The following is a 19,221-nucleotide window of genomic DNA, read 5'->3' as shown; positions in this document are numbered from 1 at the left end:
GTAGCGTAAATACATCAACAAAAAATCTAGCTGATGACTGTCATCCCTAGCGTCGACTGACGGCCATCGCCCACTTATTAGCCACCGCCGGCGAAGCAATGCAGGCTGCTTTATCGGTCACTACCCGAACCGCTCGTTCCAGAAGCTGTATGTCCGCTTCGTGCTGGCGCGCCACGTGCGGATCTTCGAAAAAAATCACGCGCTGGCATCGTTGCTCGAGCACCAGTTCGGCGATTTGCGCGTCGCCCCCCAAAGGACCGCTAAGGTAGGGTTGAACCCACGGCCTGTCCTTGGGCCAGCCGCGCGACCACGCCAGGTCATTCAGCCGTCCGCTGGTGGTTCCCGTGCCGACGCGCCCCGCAAAGCGGGACAGCAACTCGAAATGGCTGGCGGCGAATTCCACCATTTGATCCTTCAGTGCATCATGGGCAATCAGCGCCAGGGTTTGCCTCGAAAAATCGAACACCGGATCCAGGGCCGTATCCGGCGCCAAACCTTGGCCAAGGCGTTCGACTTCGATCCATTCAATCGCTCCCATCAGCGTGGAAACGAAAGGTTTGCCATGCGTAATGCACTGGCGCTTCAAAGCCAGCGCTTCCGGAAAAATGGATGACGGATCCACCGGATCAATAAGATAGATGGCGCCGTCGAAAGGCGCCCCCCCGTCCCTGCCCTCGGTAACCCGCGCCACCAGTTTCATCAAGCCGCCCTCGCGACCGTAGGGATAGCGGATCAGGCCGGGATGGCCGGCCAGCAATCCGGAGCGCTCGATCGCATCGCAGGTGCGGCCCACCGTATACAGCTCCATGCCCAATTCGCGAATGGCGGCGGCCGATTGCTCCAGCCATGTAAAAAGCGCGGCGCCATAGGATTCGTGATGCAGGTGGTTGGCCGCCAGGCCAAAACGTAAGATGGGATTAGTCATGAATCTTCAAAAACAATCAGGCGAATTGATCAAGCAGCGTAAACGCCGGCATAAGCAGGATCGATAAGACCACGCTATTACTGCGTCATTATGTCACGGGAAGATTTGTTTGAATAAGCGGTCTCGAACACAGGCTTTCGACTGATCTGGTCGCCGATTCACGCCGCGAAAACAAGAAAGGCCGGCGCCAGAGCCAGCCTTCTTGTCCCGCAGCAACCGCCTTCGACCTCTTTTTCTTTAAGCGACCGGGCCTAGAAGCGAACCTTCACGTACAGCGAGCCGGTGCTGTCGGTGCTGCCCTGGCCGAACTGGCCGCTGTAGCCCAGCCCCATGGCCGCGTTCTTGCCCACGTTCATCTCGGCCCCCAGGTCCACCACCGCCGCGTTCTTGGCGATCGGCGCGCCGGCCACCGTGAACGCCGCCCCGTTGCCCTGAATGAAGGACATCGTGCGTGTGGAGGCCACGTCGCCCGACGCGTGGCGCCAGCCCAGCCCGGCGCTGAGCCGCGCTTCGTGACGGCCCAGCTCCACCGCCGTCTTGCCGCGCAGGCCCAGCGTGACCGTGGTCACGTTGTCCGTCTGGCTGTTGCCGCGCAGCGCCGCCGAGCCGCCGCTTTCGCTGAAGCCCGGGCTGCGCTGGCTGTACCAGGCCAGCCCCGCATACGGCTCGATCGTGCTGGCCTGGCCCACCGGCAGCGCATAGCCCAGCTCGGTGAACAACTGCGTGGTATTGGCGTGGTAGTCGGCCTTGAGCGTCTGGCTGCCGCCCACGTTGATGGAGCGCCGGCTCTCGATGTCGTGCCGCGTATAGCCCGCCCCGGCCAGGAAGTTGACCTGGCCGCTGCCCGCCGCCCAGCTGTTGCCGCCGTAGACCGTGGCCGTGTAGCTGCGCACATCCGAACGCGAACCGACATCGTCGGCATTGATGCGCCCGTCGGTAAAGCCCAGGGCCCCGCCCACGCGCCAGCCCGCGCCCACCGGTACGTCCCCGCCCACGTAAAGGCCCGCGGTATGGCTGCGGGTCCTGGAGGCGTTGTCGTCGCCGTCCAGCGTGTTCCAGTTGCCCACGACCTGCGCCCACAGCGGGTAGGCCGCCGACTTGGGCATCGCGCCGGCCGGCACCGAGCCGGAGGCATCGGCCATGGGGGCGCCGGCCAGCAGGCCCGCGCCCACATTGCCGCGCATACGGTTGCCCACCGTGCTGACCAGCAAGCCGCCCGCGCTGTACAGCGCCGACTGCGTGCTGCCGTGCACTTCGCCCGAAAGCTGGTTCAGCGCATCCTTCGGATTGCTGGATTGCAGCGCCGCGTCAGCCGCCGAATTGCGCCCCATCACCGACAGCACCCCGCCATAGACCGCCCGCTGGTTGCTCGACAGTGTGGGCACCAAGGCATCGGCCTTGGACTGGTCCAGCGACAGCCTGACCCGAACGCTATTGTCTCCGTACTTGACCGGATCGAGCTTGACCAGCGCACCGGCAAAGCTGCCGTCCAGCGCTTCGCTGGAGAACTTGTTGCCCACCACACTGCTGATGCCCGTGGCGTCGCCGGTTTGCACGATGGTGTAATCGTGATTCAACACATAGCCGCCGTTGCCGTTCTCCTGGCCCACCTTCAAGGCGATGCCCGTCAGGTCGGCCGGACCGCTGGTGATGCGGATCAGGTCGGACTGCCCCGCCGCATTCACCTCGGCCAGATAAGTGCCATCGGTAAAGGCGCCCATCGTTGCGTAGGTCTGGGTACCCACCGAGTTGCCCGGCCCCAGTATGCCGCCGCTGCCCGACAAGGCGCCCTGCACGTTCAGGTTCCCGCCCAGCACCGCGCCGGAGGACACCACCGCGTCGCCGGTAATCGTCACCGGCGTGCTGACCGTGCCCCCGTGCGTGCTCGAGCCTCCGCTCAGGTCCACCGAACCGTTGATCGTCGTGGGCGCCGTGCGGCTGAAGCTGAAACTGCTGTTCGAGGCCCCCGTCAGGGCGCTGCCCGTTCCGTTGCCTATGGTCGTGGGACCGCTGAACGCCATACTGGATCCAGAGCCAGCAACTCCCTGGCTTATGGTCGTGGCGCCGCCAAAGGACATGGTGCTTCCCACGCCTGTCACGGATTGATTGATCGTCGCCCCATTATTGAAGGTGATACTGGACCCCTGTTGCCCAATCAGGTTCTGGGTAATAGTGATGGGAGTGGAACCCGAAAACGTCGTGCTGGAATTGGTTGCTGTTGACACACTGCCAGCCACCTGTGAAACCCCCTGGAAGGTGACGCTTGAACCAGCCGTGGTGGCGACGTCGGTATTAACCTTGCCATCGGCGTCTCCAGTGATGGGGACACCGGATACCGGACGCAATGTGCTGGCATTGATGAAAATTCCAGCCCAGTGCGAACCTGGCCTGAAATCAGCATTTGTCAAGGCAGCATCCCGATCAACCAATGTGTTGTCCCGGTAGTTCTCGATATTGCCCGACGCAAACGCCCCGTCCTCCAGCGTGAAATTGACTACGCCATTCCCACCGGCAGTAGACCTGTCCACCCGCAACAATATGTCGCTCAGCGAAGCCAGTGTGGATCCCGCGCCGACTGTGATGCTCTGGCTCTGGCCCGCCTTGTTGAAGTCCGACGAAAACACCGGACCGGCCGCATTGACCGTCACGCCATTCAGCGTAACGCTGCCGCCGTTGCTCAAATAAGCGCCCGATGCCCCACTGCCCGCAGTCGTGATGGAACCGCCAGTCATGGTGGCTGAAGTATTACTGCTAGTGCCACCACTGTCCTCGCCATATACGCCTATGCCATGCGCTCCGGCGCCGGAAGTTGCAATGGAGGAACCGTTTTGGAGGGTGACTTGCGAGCCGGCACCAGGCTCCCATTCCACGCGCACGCCCTCGGCCAACGCTCCCCTGGTAACGACGCGCGTGTTATCCAAGGAGATTTGGCTGCCTCTTTTGGACAACACACCGAACGTGCCTATGGTTCCGTTCAATGCTTCGGCGGATGTCTCCAGCGAACCGCCGGTCAACGAAATTCTGCCGCCGTTATAGGCAAATGCGCCAAAGCCGGCTTTGCCTGTGGTTTTTATATGGGCGGAACTGATGATATTGCCGCCATTCTGGGCATACAGGCCATATGATTCGTCGCCGCTTGTGTTTACCGTTCCCGCATTCAAGGTAATGGCGGGCGCATCGGCGCTATCGGGATCCGAGATGCCCGATGGGCCGAATGCGTGCACCGCATTCGACCTCAGCCCGCTTGTGGAAATGGCGACATTGCTGGCAATAATGCTCGAACCGGTGCTTGCCAACAATCCGCGTCCGTATTGGCTGCTTAGCGATGATACCGACCCGCCATCAAGCGTAATGCGCGCAGTGTTGCTGGCGGCAACCGCATTGGACAACTCGGCGGCACTGGTATATTCGCCCCTTGCGCTGATGGCGACGTTCGTGGCGGTAATCGATGAGCCGGAACCATCGGCGGCAATGCCCTGGCTGCCTGGACTGGTATTGGTATTACTGACCGATCCGCCGGCAAGCACAATTTGGCCGCCGTTTCTGGAATAGGCGCCGTACTTGCCGCCGCTGCTTGTCACAGCCGTGCCGTTGGTGGTGATTTTCGACCCCGTACCCATGGCCTGAAGGCCATTAGAGTTGGCGCCACTGGCCGATACCGACCCGCGAACCAAATCCACCTTGCCGCCGGTGTAGGCCGTTACACCGTGAGCGGCCGATCCGCTGGTGGCGATAATGGAATCGCTTGCCGTGATCTGCCCTTTATCCTCGACCCGCAAGCCTTCGGCCACGTTGCCCGACGTTGTGACCCGGGTACCGTTCATGACAACCGCGTTGCCAATGTTTTTGGCCAGCACCCCATAACTGCCTATGCTCCCGTCGCCCGAACTCAGCGCCTGACCAGAGGTTGTGATGGACCCGCCGTTAAGCGTGATGAGGCCCGGCCGCGCATTGGTTTCGCCATTGCCTTCGACAAAGGCCCCGAAGCCCGCCTTCCCCGCGGTGCTTATGTCGGCCGAGCTGGTGATGACGCCGCCCCGCAAGGAATACAGGCCCCAGGATTCGTCGCCGGCGGCAGAGATGGTGCCGCCATTGATGGCGACTACAGGTACGGCTCCGCTGGTGTCATTCTTTTCCACATGGGCATGCACGGCGTGCGATTTACTGCCCGTCGTGGAGATATCCGTGTTCGCCGTAGTGACCTTGGCGCCGGTGGTGGCCAGAATGCCTCGTGTATAGATAGTGCCCGTGGCGGCAACGCTGCCGCCGTCGATATCGACCACCGAACTGTTGCTGGCATTGACGGCTGCCACCAAACCGCTGAAACCCGTGCCCGCGCCGGTGGACTTGAGTGAGCTGTTCCTGACGGTAACCAATGGCGCGCTTCCGGATGTCTTGAGCGCGGTTTTGGTGGCAGTGATCGTCGCATCCTCGATGCGCGCGCCGCCCTGGGCAATAATGCTGCCGTTGGGCAGCGTCCAATAGCCTTTCAGCGTGGAATCGTTCAGCTTGATGTCCCGGCCCGCCTGTACGGCCTTATCCGCCGAGCCGCCGGTCGCCAGAGATTTACCCTCCAGTTCGATGGAGCCCGCAACCGCGGCGGTCGCATCCACCGCCGAACTGAAATTGAACCAAGTATTGTTGCCGACAAGATCGCCGCCGATCGTGGCGCTTTTGTCGAAATTGACGATCGACGCGGCGGTGGCGCTGCCGTTGCCGTACAGCGACCCGGAAATGGCCGTGCCGTCGGCCACCGACACCCTGCCGCCCGCGTCGACCATGACATCGCCGCCAATCGCACCCGACACATTGCCTTCGCTATACACAGCGCCGGACATCAACCGCGACCAATAGGTATCGAATTCGGTAACGCCGTTGTTGCGGGCCTTAAGGTACATGGCAAAAAATTGGCCGGGCTTGCTGTCGTTATCGGAGGTCGGATCGACCCAGGTATGCACCAATGACCCGTTGAAATAGTATTCGACCTTGTTCTGTCCCGGAATAAGGCGCAGGTCGATCGAGTTCCAGCCGCCATACTGGATCAGCCCTTCGGTTCCGGTCAGATAGACCCAGCCACCGGAAGGATTCGCAGTGGTGTCCCATATGCGCAGCATGCCCTTGCCATCCGGGTTCCCTGTGGAATCTTTCTGATTGGTGAAGTGCATGATGGGGAATACCGCCTGGGCATCGACATAGCTGCCGCCTGCCACCGTATCCGCCGGCATGGCCGAACCCCACATGCCGGTGTTCTGGAAGTCGGTTTCCGTCCCGCTGGTCCAATCGCTTTGTACCCATAGGTCGCCACGTAGGAAGGACTCGCCCGAGGGCGCTGCTGTGCGCTGGGAATGGCCTTGCCAGTTGTTGAATGAGTCGCCCGCGCCGGGTTTCTTTATCGATAGCTTGAGGGCGTCACGCCCCTCCCATGTCGTCCCAACCAAAGCGGGGTCGCCGCCTCTGTCTTTGGTCCAGGCCGAAGGATCCATGTTCATTCCATACGGTGTGTAGGCAATGGGTTCGGCAGCGTATGAAACCGCGTAAACCCCCAGCAATGCTCCGGTCAGCACAGTTATCCGCATTATTCTGTGTTTATTTACCGTCATGTTCATACCCATTTCCTATAAAGACTGGTTCCACATGCCCTTAATACCTCCATTTATGCAAAATATGAATGGATTTGGCTCACATGTGGCTTATTAGACATATATAGATACATATATGTAAGAAATGGATTTAAACATCATTAGAGATTTTTTGTAACCTTTTATCCGATATTTAGCCCGAGGGTTTTCCCTTGCTCACTGACATCCGCAGACTTTCCAGTACTTGTCTATTGCGAAAATAAAAAAGCCGGATTCTTTTTTAAAGAATCCGGCTCTGATAGCACCGCAGTCGGGGAATGAAAGCCCGCTGCTTCAAGTATTGCTTGGACCTAGCCAAATACAGTGATACCGCAGCAACTGCGGGGCCATATTCTATGCCCGTAGCACCCTATCGCCTGGCAATTACACCGTGAACGATTCGCCGCAGCCGCAGGTGGCTTTTTCGTTGGGATTGGAAAACTTGAAGCCTTCATTCAGGCCTTCACGCGCGTAGTCCAGCTGCGTGCCTTCCAGGAACGGCAAGCTTTTAGGATCGATGTAAACCTTGACCCCCCGCTGCTCGAACACCTGGTCGTCGGCATTGGGCTCGTCGACGTATTCCAGCTTGTAAGCCATGCCCGAGCAGCCCGTGGTACGAACGCCCAGACGCAAGCCCAACCCCTTCCCCCGCTTTTCGATATAGCGGTTGATGTGATCGGCTGCTTGTTGTGTAAGCATAATTCCCATGATTACTCCTGATGCTTTTCCTTGTAGTCCCGGACCGCCGCCTTGATGACGTCTTCGGCCAGGATGGAACAGTGGATTTTTACCGGCGGCAGGGCCAGCGCTTCGGCAATATGCGTATTGCGAATGTCCATGGCCTGATCCAGCGTCTTGCCCTTGATCCACTCGGTAACCAGCGAACTGGAAGCGATGGCCGAACCGCAACCATACGTCTTGAACCGTGCATCTTCAATGATACCCGATTCATCGACCTTGATTTGCAGCTTCATCACGTCGCCCAGCGCCGGAGCGCCGACTATGCCCGTGCCGACACGGGCATCGGACTTGTCGAATGAACCGACATTGCGCGGATTTTCATAGTGATCCAGCACCTTGTCGCTATACGCCATGAATGCTCGCAATCGTTTTCGCGGTAAAGTCCAGCTTGTTCATGCCCATGCCATTAATGTGCGGCCCATTGAACGGAATTCAAGTCCACGCCCTCTTGGAACATTTCCCACAGCGGCGACATGTCGCGCAGCTTGCCGACTTGACGCACAAGCAGCTCTATGGCGAAATCCACGTCTTCCCGGGTGGTGTAGCGGCCCAAAGTGAAGCGGATGGAGCTATGGGCAAGTTCGTCGCTGCGGCCCAGCGCCCGCAATACATAGGAAGGCTCCAGGCTGGCCGAGGTGCATGCTGATCCGCTGGAAACCGCCAGGTCTTTCAGCGCCATGATCAGGGATTCGCCCTCCACATAGCTGAAGCTGACGTTCAGGTTATGCGGAACTCGCTGCTGGAAATGCCCGTTCAGGCAGATCTCAGGGATTTGCGACAGGCCGGCCCACAGGCGATCGCGCAAACCGCGTATGCGCTGGTTTTCCTGGTCCATTTCGAGGCGGGCCAATTCAAAGGCCTGGCCCATGCCGACGATTTGATGCGTCGCCAGCGTGCCCGATCGAAAACCGCGTTCGTGCCCGCCGCCATGTATCTGCGCCTCTAGCCGCACTCGGGGCTTGCGCCGCGCGAACAAGGCTCCGATGCCCTTCGGCCCATAAGTCTTATGAGCGGAAAACGACATCAGGTCGACCGGAAGCGTTTGCAGGTCGATGACGACCTTGCCGGTGGCTTGCGCCGCATCCACATGAAATACGATGCCCTGCTCGTGACAAGCCTGGCCCAATGCGGCGATGTCCTGGATCACGCCGATTTCATTATTGACCAGCATGACGGAAGCCAGGATGGTGTCTGGCCGCAAGGCGTTCTTGAATGCCTGGATGTCCAGCAAGCCATCCTGCGGGACGTCCAGATAGCTGACTTCGAAACCCTGCCGTTCAAGTTCGCGGCAGGTGTCCAGCACCGCCTTGTGTTCCGTCTTGACCGTGACAATATGCTTGCCGCGCCCGGCATAGGCATGGGCGGCGCCCTTCAATGCCAGGTTGTTCGATTCCGTGGCGCCGGACGTCCAGATGATTTCGCGCGAATCGGCATTGACCAATTGCGCAACCTGGGAGCGGGCCAGTTCAACGGCCTCTTCGGCGTCCCAGCCGTAGGCATGGCTGCGCGACGCCGGGTTGCCGAAATGCTCGTACAGCCACGGCACCATTTTATCGACCACGCGCGGATCCGCGGGCGTGGTCGCCGAATAGTCCAGATAAACAGGACGCTGGGGCATGGGGCTAGACTCCAATCGTATTATGCCGTCGACGAGGCGATGAGCACATCGGGCGAGCGGTTGATGCGGATGGCGGTCTGGGCCTGAGTGGCCTCATGGAGCAGTCGCATGCGTTGCTGATCGACCAAATCCTGCAAGGACACCGAATCCAGATAGTCGACCATTTTACGATTGAGCGTGGACCATAATTCGTGCGTCATGCACTTGCCCGTGCTGCCATTGCGGCCGATGTTGCAGTCTTCCTTGCCGCCGCAACTTGTGGCGTCCAGGGGCTCGTCCACCGCGAAAATAATGTCGGCCACGGTGATATTGCGTGCCAGGCGGGCGAGCGAATAACCGCCTCCGGGGCCACGTATGCTGTCCACGAGTTCGTGGCGGCGCAATTTGCCGAACAACTGCTCCAGATACGACAGCGAAATGTTCTGTCGCTGACTGATAGCCGCGAGGGTAACGGGCCCGCTTTGCTGCCGCAACGCCAGATCAATCATGGCGGTCACCGCAAAACGCCCCTTGGTCGTTAAACGCATGGTGATTTCCTTGCCAAAGCCTGATGCAATCAAATTATCGGCCGGCGACTTTATACCCGACCAATATACTCAACTATAACAAATTCCCGACTAAAACGGTAGGGTAAAAGGCCTTGGGCCAAATGAAAAAACCGTGGCAAGCACGGTTCTTTCGGTTCGTCCGGACGGGTTGAAAACGCTTAGGCGGCCTGGTATTGCAGCGCCCGCTTGCGCACGAGCTCCATCACGCCCTGACAGGCGTCTTCCAGGTAGTCGAGTACTTTGCTGAAACCTTCGGGACCGCCATAATAAGGATCGGGAACCGTGGCTTCTTCGAACTCGTTGGCAAAGCGCATGAGCAGCATCAATTTGTGCTGATAAATCTTGGGGCATTGCTGCTGCAGTGCGGAAAGATTTTCCCAATCCATGGCCAGAATGAGATCGAATTCACGGAAGTCGTCGGCCGTGATTTGCCGGGCTACGCAGTGCGCAAGCTCGTAGCCGCGCTTGCGCGCCGCCGCCTGCGCGCGCGCGTCGGGCGCTTCGCCGATATGAAAGCTGTGGGTGCCAGCGGAATCGACGCCAACCACATCAGAGAGCCCCGCTTCGTCGACTAAACGGCGGAAGACACCCTCTGCGCTTGGCGAGCGACAGATATTACCCATGCAAACGAAAAGTACCTTAGTCATCATAGACGAGAGTGTGAGGGAAAACCCGTTGTAAGGCAAGACTTTTTGCAAGTCCACATTTGCCTTTCAGCAGTTATTGACAAGCGGAAAAACTTAAACATGATAAGACGTTACCGCTTATTCCGGTGCAAGTCGTGAACAGCCAAAAGGCTGCTCCAAACCGCCGAAAAGCCAATATTCATGCACTGCAACATTACAAGCCTTGGTGATAAATTCAGCCTGTTTTGTAATGGTAAACCCTAGGATAAGCGTTGGCAAGACCCGGCCAAAATCACGAGGGAGACAAAATGACAGGGCCATTAATATCGACAAATTGTTGGTGTTTTCCAACAATTTGTTTTAAACATACAACCCCAGGCACTAAAGGCCGAATCTGTAACAAATGCACTCGCGTATTTGGGGAACTTAGGAAAGTAGCGCTTTTTGCTTGAGCCGGTTCAAGGAGTCGCGCGCGGCGGCGGCCTGCTCGAACTCCAGATTCTTGGCATGGTCCATCATCAGTTTTTCCAGGCGGCGGATTTCCTTGGCCAGCGACTTGTCATCGCGCAACACTTCGGGCGAAATATCGTCGAGCGCCGATGCCGCTTCCGGCGCGACCATGACTCCGTCTATCATTTCGCGCACGGCCTTGTTGACGCTGCGAGCCGTGATTCCGTGCTTGACGTTGAATTCCTGCTGCTTGATGCGCCGCCTTTCTGTTTCATCCATGGCGCGGCGCATGGAATCGGTAATCCGGTCGGCATATAAAATGGCCCGGCCATTCAGATTGCGCGCGGCCCGGCCCATGGTCTGAATCAGGCTGCGCTCCGACCGCAAGAAACCCTCCTTGTCGGCATCCAGGATGGCCACCAGCGACACTTCCGGAATATCCAGGCCCTCGCGCAGCAGGTTGATGCCCACCAGGACATCGAAAACGCCCAGACGAAGGTCACGGATGATCTCCACCCTTTCCACCGTATCGATATCCGAATGCAGATAGCGCACCTTCAAGCCGCTTTCCGTCAGGTAATCGGTCAGATCCTCGGACATGCGCTTGGTAAGCGTCGTCACCAGCACACGCTCGCGCAGCGCCACCCGCTTCTTGATTTCGCCCAACAGATCGTCGACCTGTGTCAGCGCGGGGCGGACCTCCACTTCGGGGTCCACCAGCCCGGTGGGCCGGACCACCTGCTCGACCACGTTATCGGAATGCTCGTTTTCGTAGGCGGCCGGCGTGGCCGACACGAACACGCACTGGCGCATGCGCTGCTCGAACTCTTCCAGTTGCAATGGCCGGTTGTCCATGGCCGACGGCAGGCGGAAACCGAATTGCACCAGTGTCGATTTACGCGAGCGATCGCCTCGGTACATGGCGCTTAGCTGCCCCATGGTGACATGGCTTTCGTCGATGAACATCAGGGCGTCGGCGGGCAGGTAATCAATGAGCGTAGGCGGCGGTTCGCCGGGCAAGGCGCCCGACAAATGCCTGGAGTAGTTCTCGATGCCCTTGCAGAAGCCCAGCTCCTGCAGCATTTCAAGGTCGAAACGGGTGCGCTGCTCCAGCCGCTGGGCTTCCACCAGCTTGCCGTCCGCCACCAGGGCGGCCAGGCGCTCGCGCAACTCTATCTTGATGGTCTCGATGGCCCGCAGCACCGTTTCACGGGGCGTAACATAGTGCGAACTGGGAAAGACAGTGAACCGGGGCAGCTTATGCTTGATCTTGCCCGTCAGCGGATCGAACATTTCCAGCGACTCGATCTCGTCGTCGAACAAGGTAATCCGCAAGGCCAGTTCGGCGTGCTCGGCGGGAAAGACATCGATGATCTCGCCGCGCGCCCGGAAATGGCCTCGTACGAACTCCACATCGTTGCGCTCGTACTGCATGGCGACCAGACGGCCCAGCAGCTCCTGGCGGGCGATGCGATCGCCCGCGCGCAGAGTCAGCACCATGGCGTGATAGTCGCCGGGATTGCCTATACCGTAGATGCACGATACGGTTCCGACGATGACAGTGTCGCGCCGTTCCAACAAGCTTTTGGTCGCCGACAGCCGCATCTGCTCGATGTGTTCGTTGATGGATGAGTCTTTCTCGATGAACAGATCGCGCGCCGCCACATACGCTTCAGGTTGGTAGTAATCGTAGTACGAAACGAAATACTCCACCGCATTGTTGGGAAAGAACTCCCGCATTTCGGCATATAGCTGCGCGGCCAGTGTCTTGTTGGGCGCCAGCACTATGGCCGGACGCCCAGTGCGGGCGATGACATTGGCCATGGTGTAGGTCTTGCCCGAACCCGTAACCCCCAGCAGAGTCTGGTACATCAGGCCGTCGCCTATGCCTTCGACCAGCGCGTCGATTGCCGTCGGCTGATCGCCCGCCGGCGGGTAGGGCTGGTAGAGCTGGAATGGGCTATTCGGGTATTCGATGAAGCCGGGTGCGGGAGCGTTCATACTGGACACTTTCAGGGTAAACCCCTTATTATCACATTAATGTTTCGAGTTTCCCTTCCCACCTTTACTCCCTCAAAATGAAATCTCTCTTCGAATCCGTCGAACTCGCTCCGCGCGACCCCATCCTTGGCCTGAACGAACAATATAACGCTGATACCCGAACCGGCAAGGTCAATCTTGGCGTTGGCGTGTACTACGACGACGAAGGGCATATTCCCCTGCTGGATGCGGTCAGCAAGGCCGAAACGGCGCGCATCGAAGCGCACGCGGCGCGCGGCTATCTTCCCATCGAAGGCATACCCGGCTACAACAAGGGCGCGCAAACCCTGTTGCTGGGCGAAGGCTCGCCCCTTATCGCCGCGGGCCGCGTGCTGACCGCCCAGGCACTGGGCGGCACCGGCGCCCTGAAAATCGGCGCCGATTTCCTGAAGCAGCTTTTGCCCGGCTCCAAGGTCGTCATCAGCAATCCCAGTTGGGAAAACCACCGCGCCCTGTTCGAGCGGGCCGGTTTCGTGGTGGAAACCTATCCTTATTACGACCCCGCCGCCACCCACGGCCTGGATTTCCCCGGCATGCTGGCCTCGCTGCAGGCATTGCCCGAGCAGACCATCGTCGTCCTGCATGCCTGCTGCCACAATCCCACAGGCGTGGACCCCAGCTTCGAGCAATGGCAGCAGATCGTCGAGGTCGTCAAGGCACGCAATCTGGTGCCCTTCCTGGACATCGCTTACCAGGGATTCGGCGACGGCCTGGAAGAGGACGCATCGGTCGTCCGCCTGTTTGCACAGCATGACCTGACCATGTTCATCAGCTCGTCCTTCTCCAAGTCGTTCTCGCTGTACGGCGAACGCGTGGGTGCGCTGACGCTGATTTCGTCCAGCAAGGAAGAAAGCGGCCGCGTGCTCAGCCAGCTCAAACGGGTTATCCGCACCAACTATTCCAACCCGCCCACGCACGGCGGCACCGTCGTCGCCACGGTGCTGAACACGCCAGAACTCTACACATTGTGGACCACCGAGCTGGCAGCCATGCGCGAGCGCATCCGCACCATGCGCGTGCAGCTGGTTGAAAAGCTCAAATCCCACGGGGTTACCCAGAATTTCGATTTCGTGCTGGCTCAGCGCGGCATGTTCTCGTATTCGGGCCTGACCGCCCAGCAAGTGGACCGCCTGCGCGACGAGCATGGCGTGTATGCCGTCAGCAGCGGCCGCATTTGCGTAGCCGCCCTGAATAGCCGCAATATCGACTACGTTGCCGCTTCGATCGCCAAAGTCCTTTCTTAAGACTTGATCTTTCACATAAAGTGTTGCAAAATCCAGACTGTATAAAAACACAGTCTGGATTGCCATGGCCGTCAAGCTTACCGAGCGTCAGCAGCAAATACTCGAACTCATACGCAGCGAAATCACCCGCACAGGCTTTCCGCCCACGCGGGCCGAAATTGCGCGCGCTTTGGGTTTCAAATCGGCCAACGCCGCCGAAGACCATCTGAAGGCTCTGGCCAAGAAAGGCGCCATCGAACTCACAGCGGGCGCCTCGCGCGGAATACGGCTGGTCGATGCCGATCCATCCCCCGGCGCGGCCGCCGGCCTTTTGGAACACGCATCCGCCGCCCTGTCGCAATTGCTGGTGCCCCTGGTGGGCCGGGTAGCCGCAGGCAGCCCCATTCTTGCCGCCGAACACGTCGAACGCGAAATCGGCATCGAACCGGCCCTGTTCAGCCAGACGCCCGACTATCTGCTGCGCGTGCGCGGCCTCAGCATGCGCGACGCCGGCATCCTGGACGGCGACCTGCTGGCCGTCAAGAAGTCGCCCGACGCCCGCAACGGCCAAATCGTCGTGGCCCGCCTGGGCGACGAAGTCACTGTCAAGCGCTTTTCGCGCAGCGGCCGCAATATCCAACTCCTGCCCGAAAACCCCGACTTCCAGCCCATTGTTGTGTCGGCCGAAGACGAATTCTCGCTGGAAGGCATTGCCGTGGGCTTGATACGGAATACGCCGCTGCAATAACACACTGCCGGTGCGTTAGCTGGATAGCGGTGGTTCACATGAGAAACGGCGCCTGCGGGCATGGCCGGCCCGGCTAGACGCGCCGCGGTCCTGGCAAGCCAGGACTACCCGCGCAAGCCATCTGCTTTGGAGCGACCGCGAAACTCGCAACGTTGGCAGCCCCCTGGGCTGCCAACACCCTTGTTGCTCAAACAATCGCGGTCTTGCCTCTCCAAAACAGACGGCCCGCGCGGCGCACGCGTAAACCGCCGGGCCAACCATGCCCACAGGCGCCTTCCGATCGCTACATGACTCAAGCGCAGGTGGGTGGGGGAGCGACGGGCGGTTTTCGCTTACGCCGTGCGGGCGGCTCGAACCGGGGGCCTTGGAGGGCGCGCATGTTTGAGCAAAAATCAGTCCGGGGGACTGATTTTTGTGAGTTCGCGCCCGTCCCCCGATTCGAGCCGCTTGCACGGGAAGTCACGGCGAAGCCGGGACCGTGAGCGTCCAGCCCGGCGCACCCCCACCCACCTGCGCTGGCGCAAGCAAGCAAGCAAGCAAGCAAGCAAGCAGACAGACAGACAGACAGACAGACAACAAGCAAGCAATTAAACAAAGCGACGCAGCCACAAGCAAAAGAAAAGGACTGAGCCCCGTGCAATACAGAACTCAGCCCTAGGCTACAGCCTTCAGCGTCAGCGACCCAGGCGGCCGCTTAAAAAGGCGCCCCCTGGCCCCGCCGGCATCAATGCTTCATGACACCGCCCGACGATTCCCCGACCGGCTTCGCGTTGGCCACCGCCTCCGCCGCCAGGCGAGCGACTTCCTCGTCCGACAAAGGCGTAGGCATACTCTGCAAAGCCACCTCGAGCACCCGGTCTATCCAGCGCACCGGAATGATCTCAAGGTGATTCTTCACATTGTCGGGAATATCGGCCAAGTCCTTCACGTTTTCTTCCGGAATCATCACCACCTTGATGCCGCCGCGATGGGCAGCCAGCAGTTTTTCCTTCAGGCCGCCGATACCCAGAACCTCGCCGCGCAGCGTGATTTCACCCGTCATGGCCACATCGGCGCGCACCGGTATGCCCGTCAGTGCCGATACCATGGCCGTCGTGATCGCTATACCCGCCGAAGGACCATCCTTGGGTGTCGCGCCTTCCGGGAAGTGCACGTGCAGATCGCGCTTCTCGAAAGCCGTGTTGGGAATACCCCATTTCTGCGCCCTGGCGCGCACGACCGTGCGTGCCGCCTCGACAGACTCCTTCATGACGTCGCCCAGCGAGCCGGTGCGCAACACCACGCCCTTGCCCGGCATGTCGGCCACCTCGATGGTCAGCAAATCGCCGCCCACTTCGGTCCAGGCCAGGCCGGTAACCTGCCCGACCTTGTTTTCCTTTTCGGCCATGCCGAAATTGAAACGCCGAACGCCAAGGAAATCGCTGAGGTTGTCCGACGTGACCGTGACGCGCTCCAGCACCTGCGCGGGCGCAGCCTTGCGCCGGCCGCCGGAGCGGACCTGCGGATTCGTGCCCAGCAGCTTTTTCACGACCTTGCGGCAGATCTTGCTGATTTCGCGCTCCAGCGCCCGCACACCCGCTTCACGCGTGTAGTAGCGCACGATATTGCGAATCGCCGATTCCTCGATGGTGACCTCGCCTTCCTGCACGCCGTTGTTCTTCATCAGCTTGGGCAACAGGTGATCGAAGGCGATATGCACCTTCTCGTCCTCGGTATAGCCCGACAGGCGTATGACTTCCATGCGGTCCAGCAGGGCCGGCGGGATGTTCAAGGTATTGCTGGTCGCCACGAACATGACATCGGACAGGTCGAAGTCGACTTCGATGTAGTGATCCTGGAAGGTATGGTTCTGTTCCGGATCCAGCACCTCCAGCAAGGCCGAGGACGGGTCGCCGCGGAAGTCGGCGCCCATCTTGTCGATTTCATCGAGCAGGAACAAGGGGTTGCGCACGGACACCTTGGCCATGTTCTGCAGGATCTTGCCCGGCATGGAGCCGATATAGGTGCGGCGGTGACCGCGGATCTCGGCTTCGTCGCGGACGCCGCCCAGGGCCATGCGCACGAACTTGCGATTGGTTGCGCGCGCAATCGACTGCCCCAGCGAGGTCTTGCCCACGCCGGGAGGTCCGACCAGGCACAGGATGGGCGCCTTGAGCTTATCGACGCGCTGCTGCACAGCCAGATACTCAATAATGCGCTCTTTCACCTTTTCCAGACCGTAGTGATCGGCATCAAGGACGCCTTCGGCATTCGGAATAGAATTGTTGATCCGGCTCTTTTTACGCCAGGGCAGGCCGATAAGCGTATCGATGTAGTTGCGCACGACCGTGGCTTCGGCCGACATCGGCGACATCAGCTTGAGTTTCTTGAGCTCGGCATCGGCCTTCTTCTGCGCTTCCTTGGGCAGTTGGGCGGCCGTGATTTTCTTTTCGAGCTCTTCGATGTCGGCGCCCTCTTCGCCTTCGCCCAGTTCTTTCTGAATGGCCTTGACCTGTTCGTTCAGATAGTAGTCGCGCTGGCTCTTTTCCATTTGCTTCTTGACCCGGCCGCGTATGCGCTTCTCGACCTGGAGGATGTCGATTTCGGATTCAAGCTGGGACAGCAGGCTTTCCAGGCGCTCGGCGGTGCCTGTGACTTCGAGCATTTTTTGTTTCTGCTCGAGCTTCAGGGGCAAATGAGCCGAGATCGTGTCGGCCAGGCGGCCGGCATCGTCGATACCGGTTAGGGAAGTCAGGATTTCTTGCGGGATTTTCTTGTTCAGCTTTACGTACTGCTCGAACTGGGCAACCACCGCGCGGCGCAATGCCTCGGATTCGGGGCCTTCGCCCGTTTCGGGTTCGACCGGCACCACGACCGACATGAAATGGGTTTCGGCCTCGGTGACTTTCTGGATGCGCGCGCGCTGCAAGCCTTCGACCAGCACCTTCACGGTGCCGTCGGGCAGCTTCAGCATCTGGAGGATGCTGGCGACGCAGCCGATGTCATACAGGTCTTCGGGGGTGGGATCGTCCTTGCCGGCGGATTTCTGCGCCACCAGCATGATGTTGTTGCCCGATTCCATGGCAAGCTCTAGTGCCTTGATGGAACGCGGACGGCCAACAAACAGAGGAATCACCATGTGCGGAAATACCACCACGTCGCGCAATGGCAACAGCGGCAAGTCCGTGGGTTCTGAAGTAAGAATCTGGCTCGCAGACATAGTAATTTCCTTAAAATTTACCTCTAGATGCAAAAGGGAAGCCAAGGCCTCCCTTTTTAGTACTACCTGTAGGTGTATGTAGTGACGATAGCCAGCTTTTCAAGTCTACAACGGCAAATCCCGCATTTATATAGGGGTATTCTAAAAGCTTTCCTAGGCGGCGGCGTCCTTTAACTTCTTGGCAGCCCCCTGCCGGCCGGTGGCTTCGGACTTGGCCTCATCCTCGTATATCAGGATGGGCGTGCCCTTGCCGGTAACGGCGTTTTCGTCCAGCACGACTCTTTTGACGTCCTTTTGCGAAGGAAGTTCGTACATGGTGCCCAGCAAGGCCTGTTCCACGATGGAACGCAGTCCGCGAGCCCCCGTGCGGCGCTTGATGGCGCGCCTTGCGATGGCGCTCAAGGCGCCGGGACGCACTTCGAGCTCGACCTCTTCCATCTCGAACAGCTTCTGAAACTGCTTGATCAGCGAATTCTTGGGTTCGGTAAGAATGCGTATCAGTGTGTCTTCCTGGAGCTCTTCCAGCGTCGCCACGACCGGCAGGCGTCCGACCAATTCCGGAATAAGGCCGAATTTGATGAGATCTTCGGGTTCGACCTCGGCAAACAGCTCGCCCACGCCGCGTTCGGTCTTGGCGCGCACCGTGGCGGAAAAACCGATGCCAGACCTTTCGGTACGGTCGCGGATGATCTTGTCGAGTCCGTCGAAGGCTCCGCCCACGATGAACAGTATGTTGGTGGTGTCGACCTGGACAAAGTCCTGGTTGGGATGCTTGCGCCCGCCCTGCGGCGGCACGGAAGCGACCGTGCCTTCGATCAGCTTGAGCAGCGCCTGCTGCACGCCTTCACCAGAGACATCGCGCGTGATGGAGGGGTTGTCGGCCTTGCGCGAGATCTTGTCGATTTCGTCGATGTAGATAATGGCGCGCTGCGCCTTCTCGACATCGTAGCTGCAGTTCTGCAACAGCTTCTGGATGATGTTCTCGACATCCTCGCCCACGTAACCGGCCTCGGTCAGGGTAGTGGCGTCGGCCATGACGAAAGGCACATCCAGCATGCGCGCCAGGGTCTGCGCCAACAGCGTCTTGCCCGAACCGGTGGGTCCGATCAGCAGGATGTTGCTTTTGGACAATTCAACGTCGTCGCCTTTGACATCGCCATAGCGCAGGCGCTTGTAATGGTTGTAGACCGCCACCGCCAGGTTGCGCTTGGGCGTGTCCTGACCGATGACATAGCCATCAAGGAAGCCCTTGATTTCGTGCGGCGTGGGCAATTCGTTGCGGATCGCGTCGCGAGCCGCTTCCTGGCTTTCTTCGACAATGATGTCGTTGCACAGGTCGATGCATTCGTCGCAAATAAACACCGAGGGTCCGGCGATCAGCTTGCGAACCTCGTGCTGGCTTTTATTGCAAAAGGAACAATGCAATACCTTATCGTCCGCCGATCCTTTTTTTTCAGGCATAAAACTCTTCGTTCAGTTCAGTGG

12 protein-coding genes are annotated in these 19,221 nt (G+C 59.5%); 2 read left to right on the top strand and 10 right to left on the bottom strand.

The features are described from left to right. Positions 1-46 precede the first annotated feature (46 nt). The 8 genes from V0R37_RS06715 to uvrB form a co-directional block, all read right to left on the bottom strand. Positions 47-925, bottom strand: coding sequence for a methylglyoxal synthase (locus tag V0R37_RS06715; protein ID WP_420373786.1), 879 nt, complete (start codon positions 923-925; stop codon positions 47-49). Between the two features lie 251 nt (positions 926-1,176). After that, the gene (locus tag V0R37_RS06710; RefSeq protein ID WP_420373785.1) at positions 1,177-6,531 is read right to left on the bottom strand and encodes an autotransporter domain-containing protein; all 5,355 of its coding nucleotides are present in this window, start codon (positions 6,529-6,531) and stop codon (positions 1,177-1,179) included. A 396-nt stretch (positions 6,532-6,927) separates the two neighbouring features. Beyond that, positions 6,928-7,251, bottom strand: coding sequence for an iron-sulfur cluster assembly protein IscA (gene iscA / locus V0R37_RS06705; protein ID WP_420373784.1), 324 nt, complete (start codon positions 7,249-7,251; stop codon positions 6,928-6,930). Positions 7,252-7,253: 2 nt separating this feature from the next. Further along, positions 7,254-7,637 carry a Fe-S cluster assembly scaffold IscU gene (gene iscU, locus V0R37_RS06700; protein ID WP_420373783.1) on the bottom strand — a complete coding sequence of 128 codons (384 nt, stop codon included), beginning with the start codon at positions 7,635-7,637 and terminating at the stop codon, positions 7,254-7,256. Between the two features lie 53 nt (positions 7,638-7,690). Further along, entirely contained in the window at positions 7,691-8,902 is a 1,212-nt protein-coding gene (locus tag V0R37_RS06695; RefSeq protein ID WP_420373782.1) for an IscS subfamily cysteine desulfurase, read from the bottom strand. Between the two features lie 20 nt (positions 8,903-8,922). Then, positions 8,923-9,429, bottom strand: a complete 507-nt coding sequence (gene iscR, locus V0R37_RS06690) for a Fe-S cluster assembly transcriptional regulator IscR (protein WP_420373781.1) — start codon at positions 9,427-9,429, stop codon at positions 8,923-8,925. Positions 9,430-9,608: 179 nt separating this feature from the next. Beyond that, positions 9,609-10,100, bottom strand: a complete 492-nt coding sequence (locus V0R37_RS06685; RefSeq protein WP_420374034.1) for a low molecular weight protein-tyrosine-phosphatase — start codon at positions 10,098-10,100, stop codon at positions 9,609-9,611. Positions 10,101-10,502: 402 nt separating this feature from the next. Then, positions 10,503-12,527, bottom strand: coding sequence for an excinuclease ABC subunit UvrB (uvrB, locus tag V0R37_RS06680; RefSeq protein WP_420373780.1), 2,025 nt, complete (start codon positions 12,525-12,527; stop codon positions 10,503-10,505). Positions 12,528-12,604: 77 nt separating this feature from the next. Here uvrB and V0R37_RS06675 point away from each other — a divergent pair, with 77 nt between their 5' ends. Further along, the gene (locus V0R37_RS06675; protein WP_420373779.1) at positions 12,605-13,810 is read left to right on the top strand and encodes an amino acid aminotransferase; all 1,206 of its coding nucleotides are present in this window, start codon (positions 12,605-12,607) and stop codon (positions 13,808-13,810) included. 64 nt (positions 13,811-13,874) lie between these two features. Beyond that, positions 13,875-14,537, top strand: coding sequence for a transcriptional repressor LexA (gene lexA / locus V0R37_RS06670; RefSeq protein ID WP_420373778.1), 663 nt, complete (start codon positions 13,875-13,877; stop codon positions 14,535-14,537). A gap of 724 nt (positions 14,538-15,261) precedes the next feature. Here the strand turns inward: lexA and lon are convergent. Both lon and clpX read right to left on the bottom strand, forming a co-directional pair. Continuing rightward, positions 15,262-17,736, bottom strand: coding sequence for an endopeptidase La (lon, locus tag V0R37_RS06665; RefSeq protein ID WP_420373777.1), 2,475 nt, complete (start codon positions 17,734-17,736; stop codon positions 15,262-15,264). Positions 17,737-17,889: 153 nt separating this feature from the next. Next, positions 17,890-19,197 (bottom strand): ATP-dependent Clp protease ATP-binding subunit ClpX, encoded by a 1,308-nt coding sequence (clpX, locus tag V0R37_RS06660; RefSeq protein WP_420373776.1) that lies wholly within the window; start codon positions 19,195-19,197, stop codon positions 17,890-17,892. Positions 19,198-19,221 lie beyond the last annotated feature (24 nt).

The sequence above is a fragment of the Pollutimonas rozaliensis genome (assembly GCF_048751585.1).
Classification (GTDB): Bacteria; Pseudomonadota; Gammaproteobacteria; order Burkholderiales; family Burkholderiaceae_B.
This window is presented reverse-complemented; position numbering and strand designations above follow the sequence as displayed.

Coding starts and splice junctions, on each gene's coding strand:
- V0R37_RS06715 (WP_420373786.1), bottom strand. CDS start 925: ATGACTAATCCCATCTTACGTTTTGGCCTGGCGGCCAACCACCTGCAT.
- V0R37_RS06710 (WP_420373785.1), bottom strand. CDS start 6,531: ATGAACATGACGGTAAATAAACACAGAATAATGCGGATAACTGTGCTG.
- iscA (WP_420373784.1), bottom strand. CDS start 7,251: ATGGGAATTATGCTTACACAACAAGCAGCCGATCACATCAACCGCTAT.
- iscU (WP_420373783.1), bottom strand. CDS start 7,637: ATGGCGTATAGCGACAAGGTGCTGGATCACTATGAAAATCCGCGCAAT.
- V0R37_RS06695 (WP_420373782.1), bottom strand. CDS start 8,902: ATGCCCCAGCGTCCTGTTTATCTGGACTATTCGGCGACCACGCCCGCG.
- iscR (WP_420373781.1), bottom strand. CDS start 9,429: ATGCGTTTAACGACCAAGGGGCGTTTTGCGGTGACCGCCATGATTGAT.
- V0R37_RS06685 (WP_420374034.1), bottom strand. CDS start 10,100: ATGATGACTAAGGTACTTTTCGTTTGCATGGGTAATATCTGTCGCTCG.
- uvrB (WP_420373780.1), bottom strand. CDS start 12,527: ATGAACGCTCCCGCACCCGGCTTCATCGAATACCCGAATAGCCCATTC.
- V0R37_RS06675 (WP_420373779.1), top strand. CDS start 12,605: ATGAAATCTCTCTTCGAATCCGTCGAACTCGCTCCGCGCGACCCCATC.
- lexA (WP_420373778.1), top strand. CDS start 13,875: ATGGCCGTCAAGCTTACCGAGCGTCAGCAGCAAATACTCGAACTCATA.
- lon (WP_420373777.1), bottom strand. CDS start 17,736: ATGTCTGCGAGCCAGATTCTTACTTCAGAACCCACGGACTTGCCGCTG.
- clpX (WP_420373776.1), bottom strand. CDS start 19,197: ATGCCTGAAAAAAAAGGATCGGCGGACGATAAGGTATTGCATTGTTCC.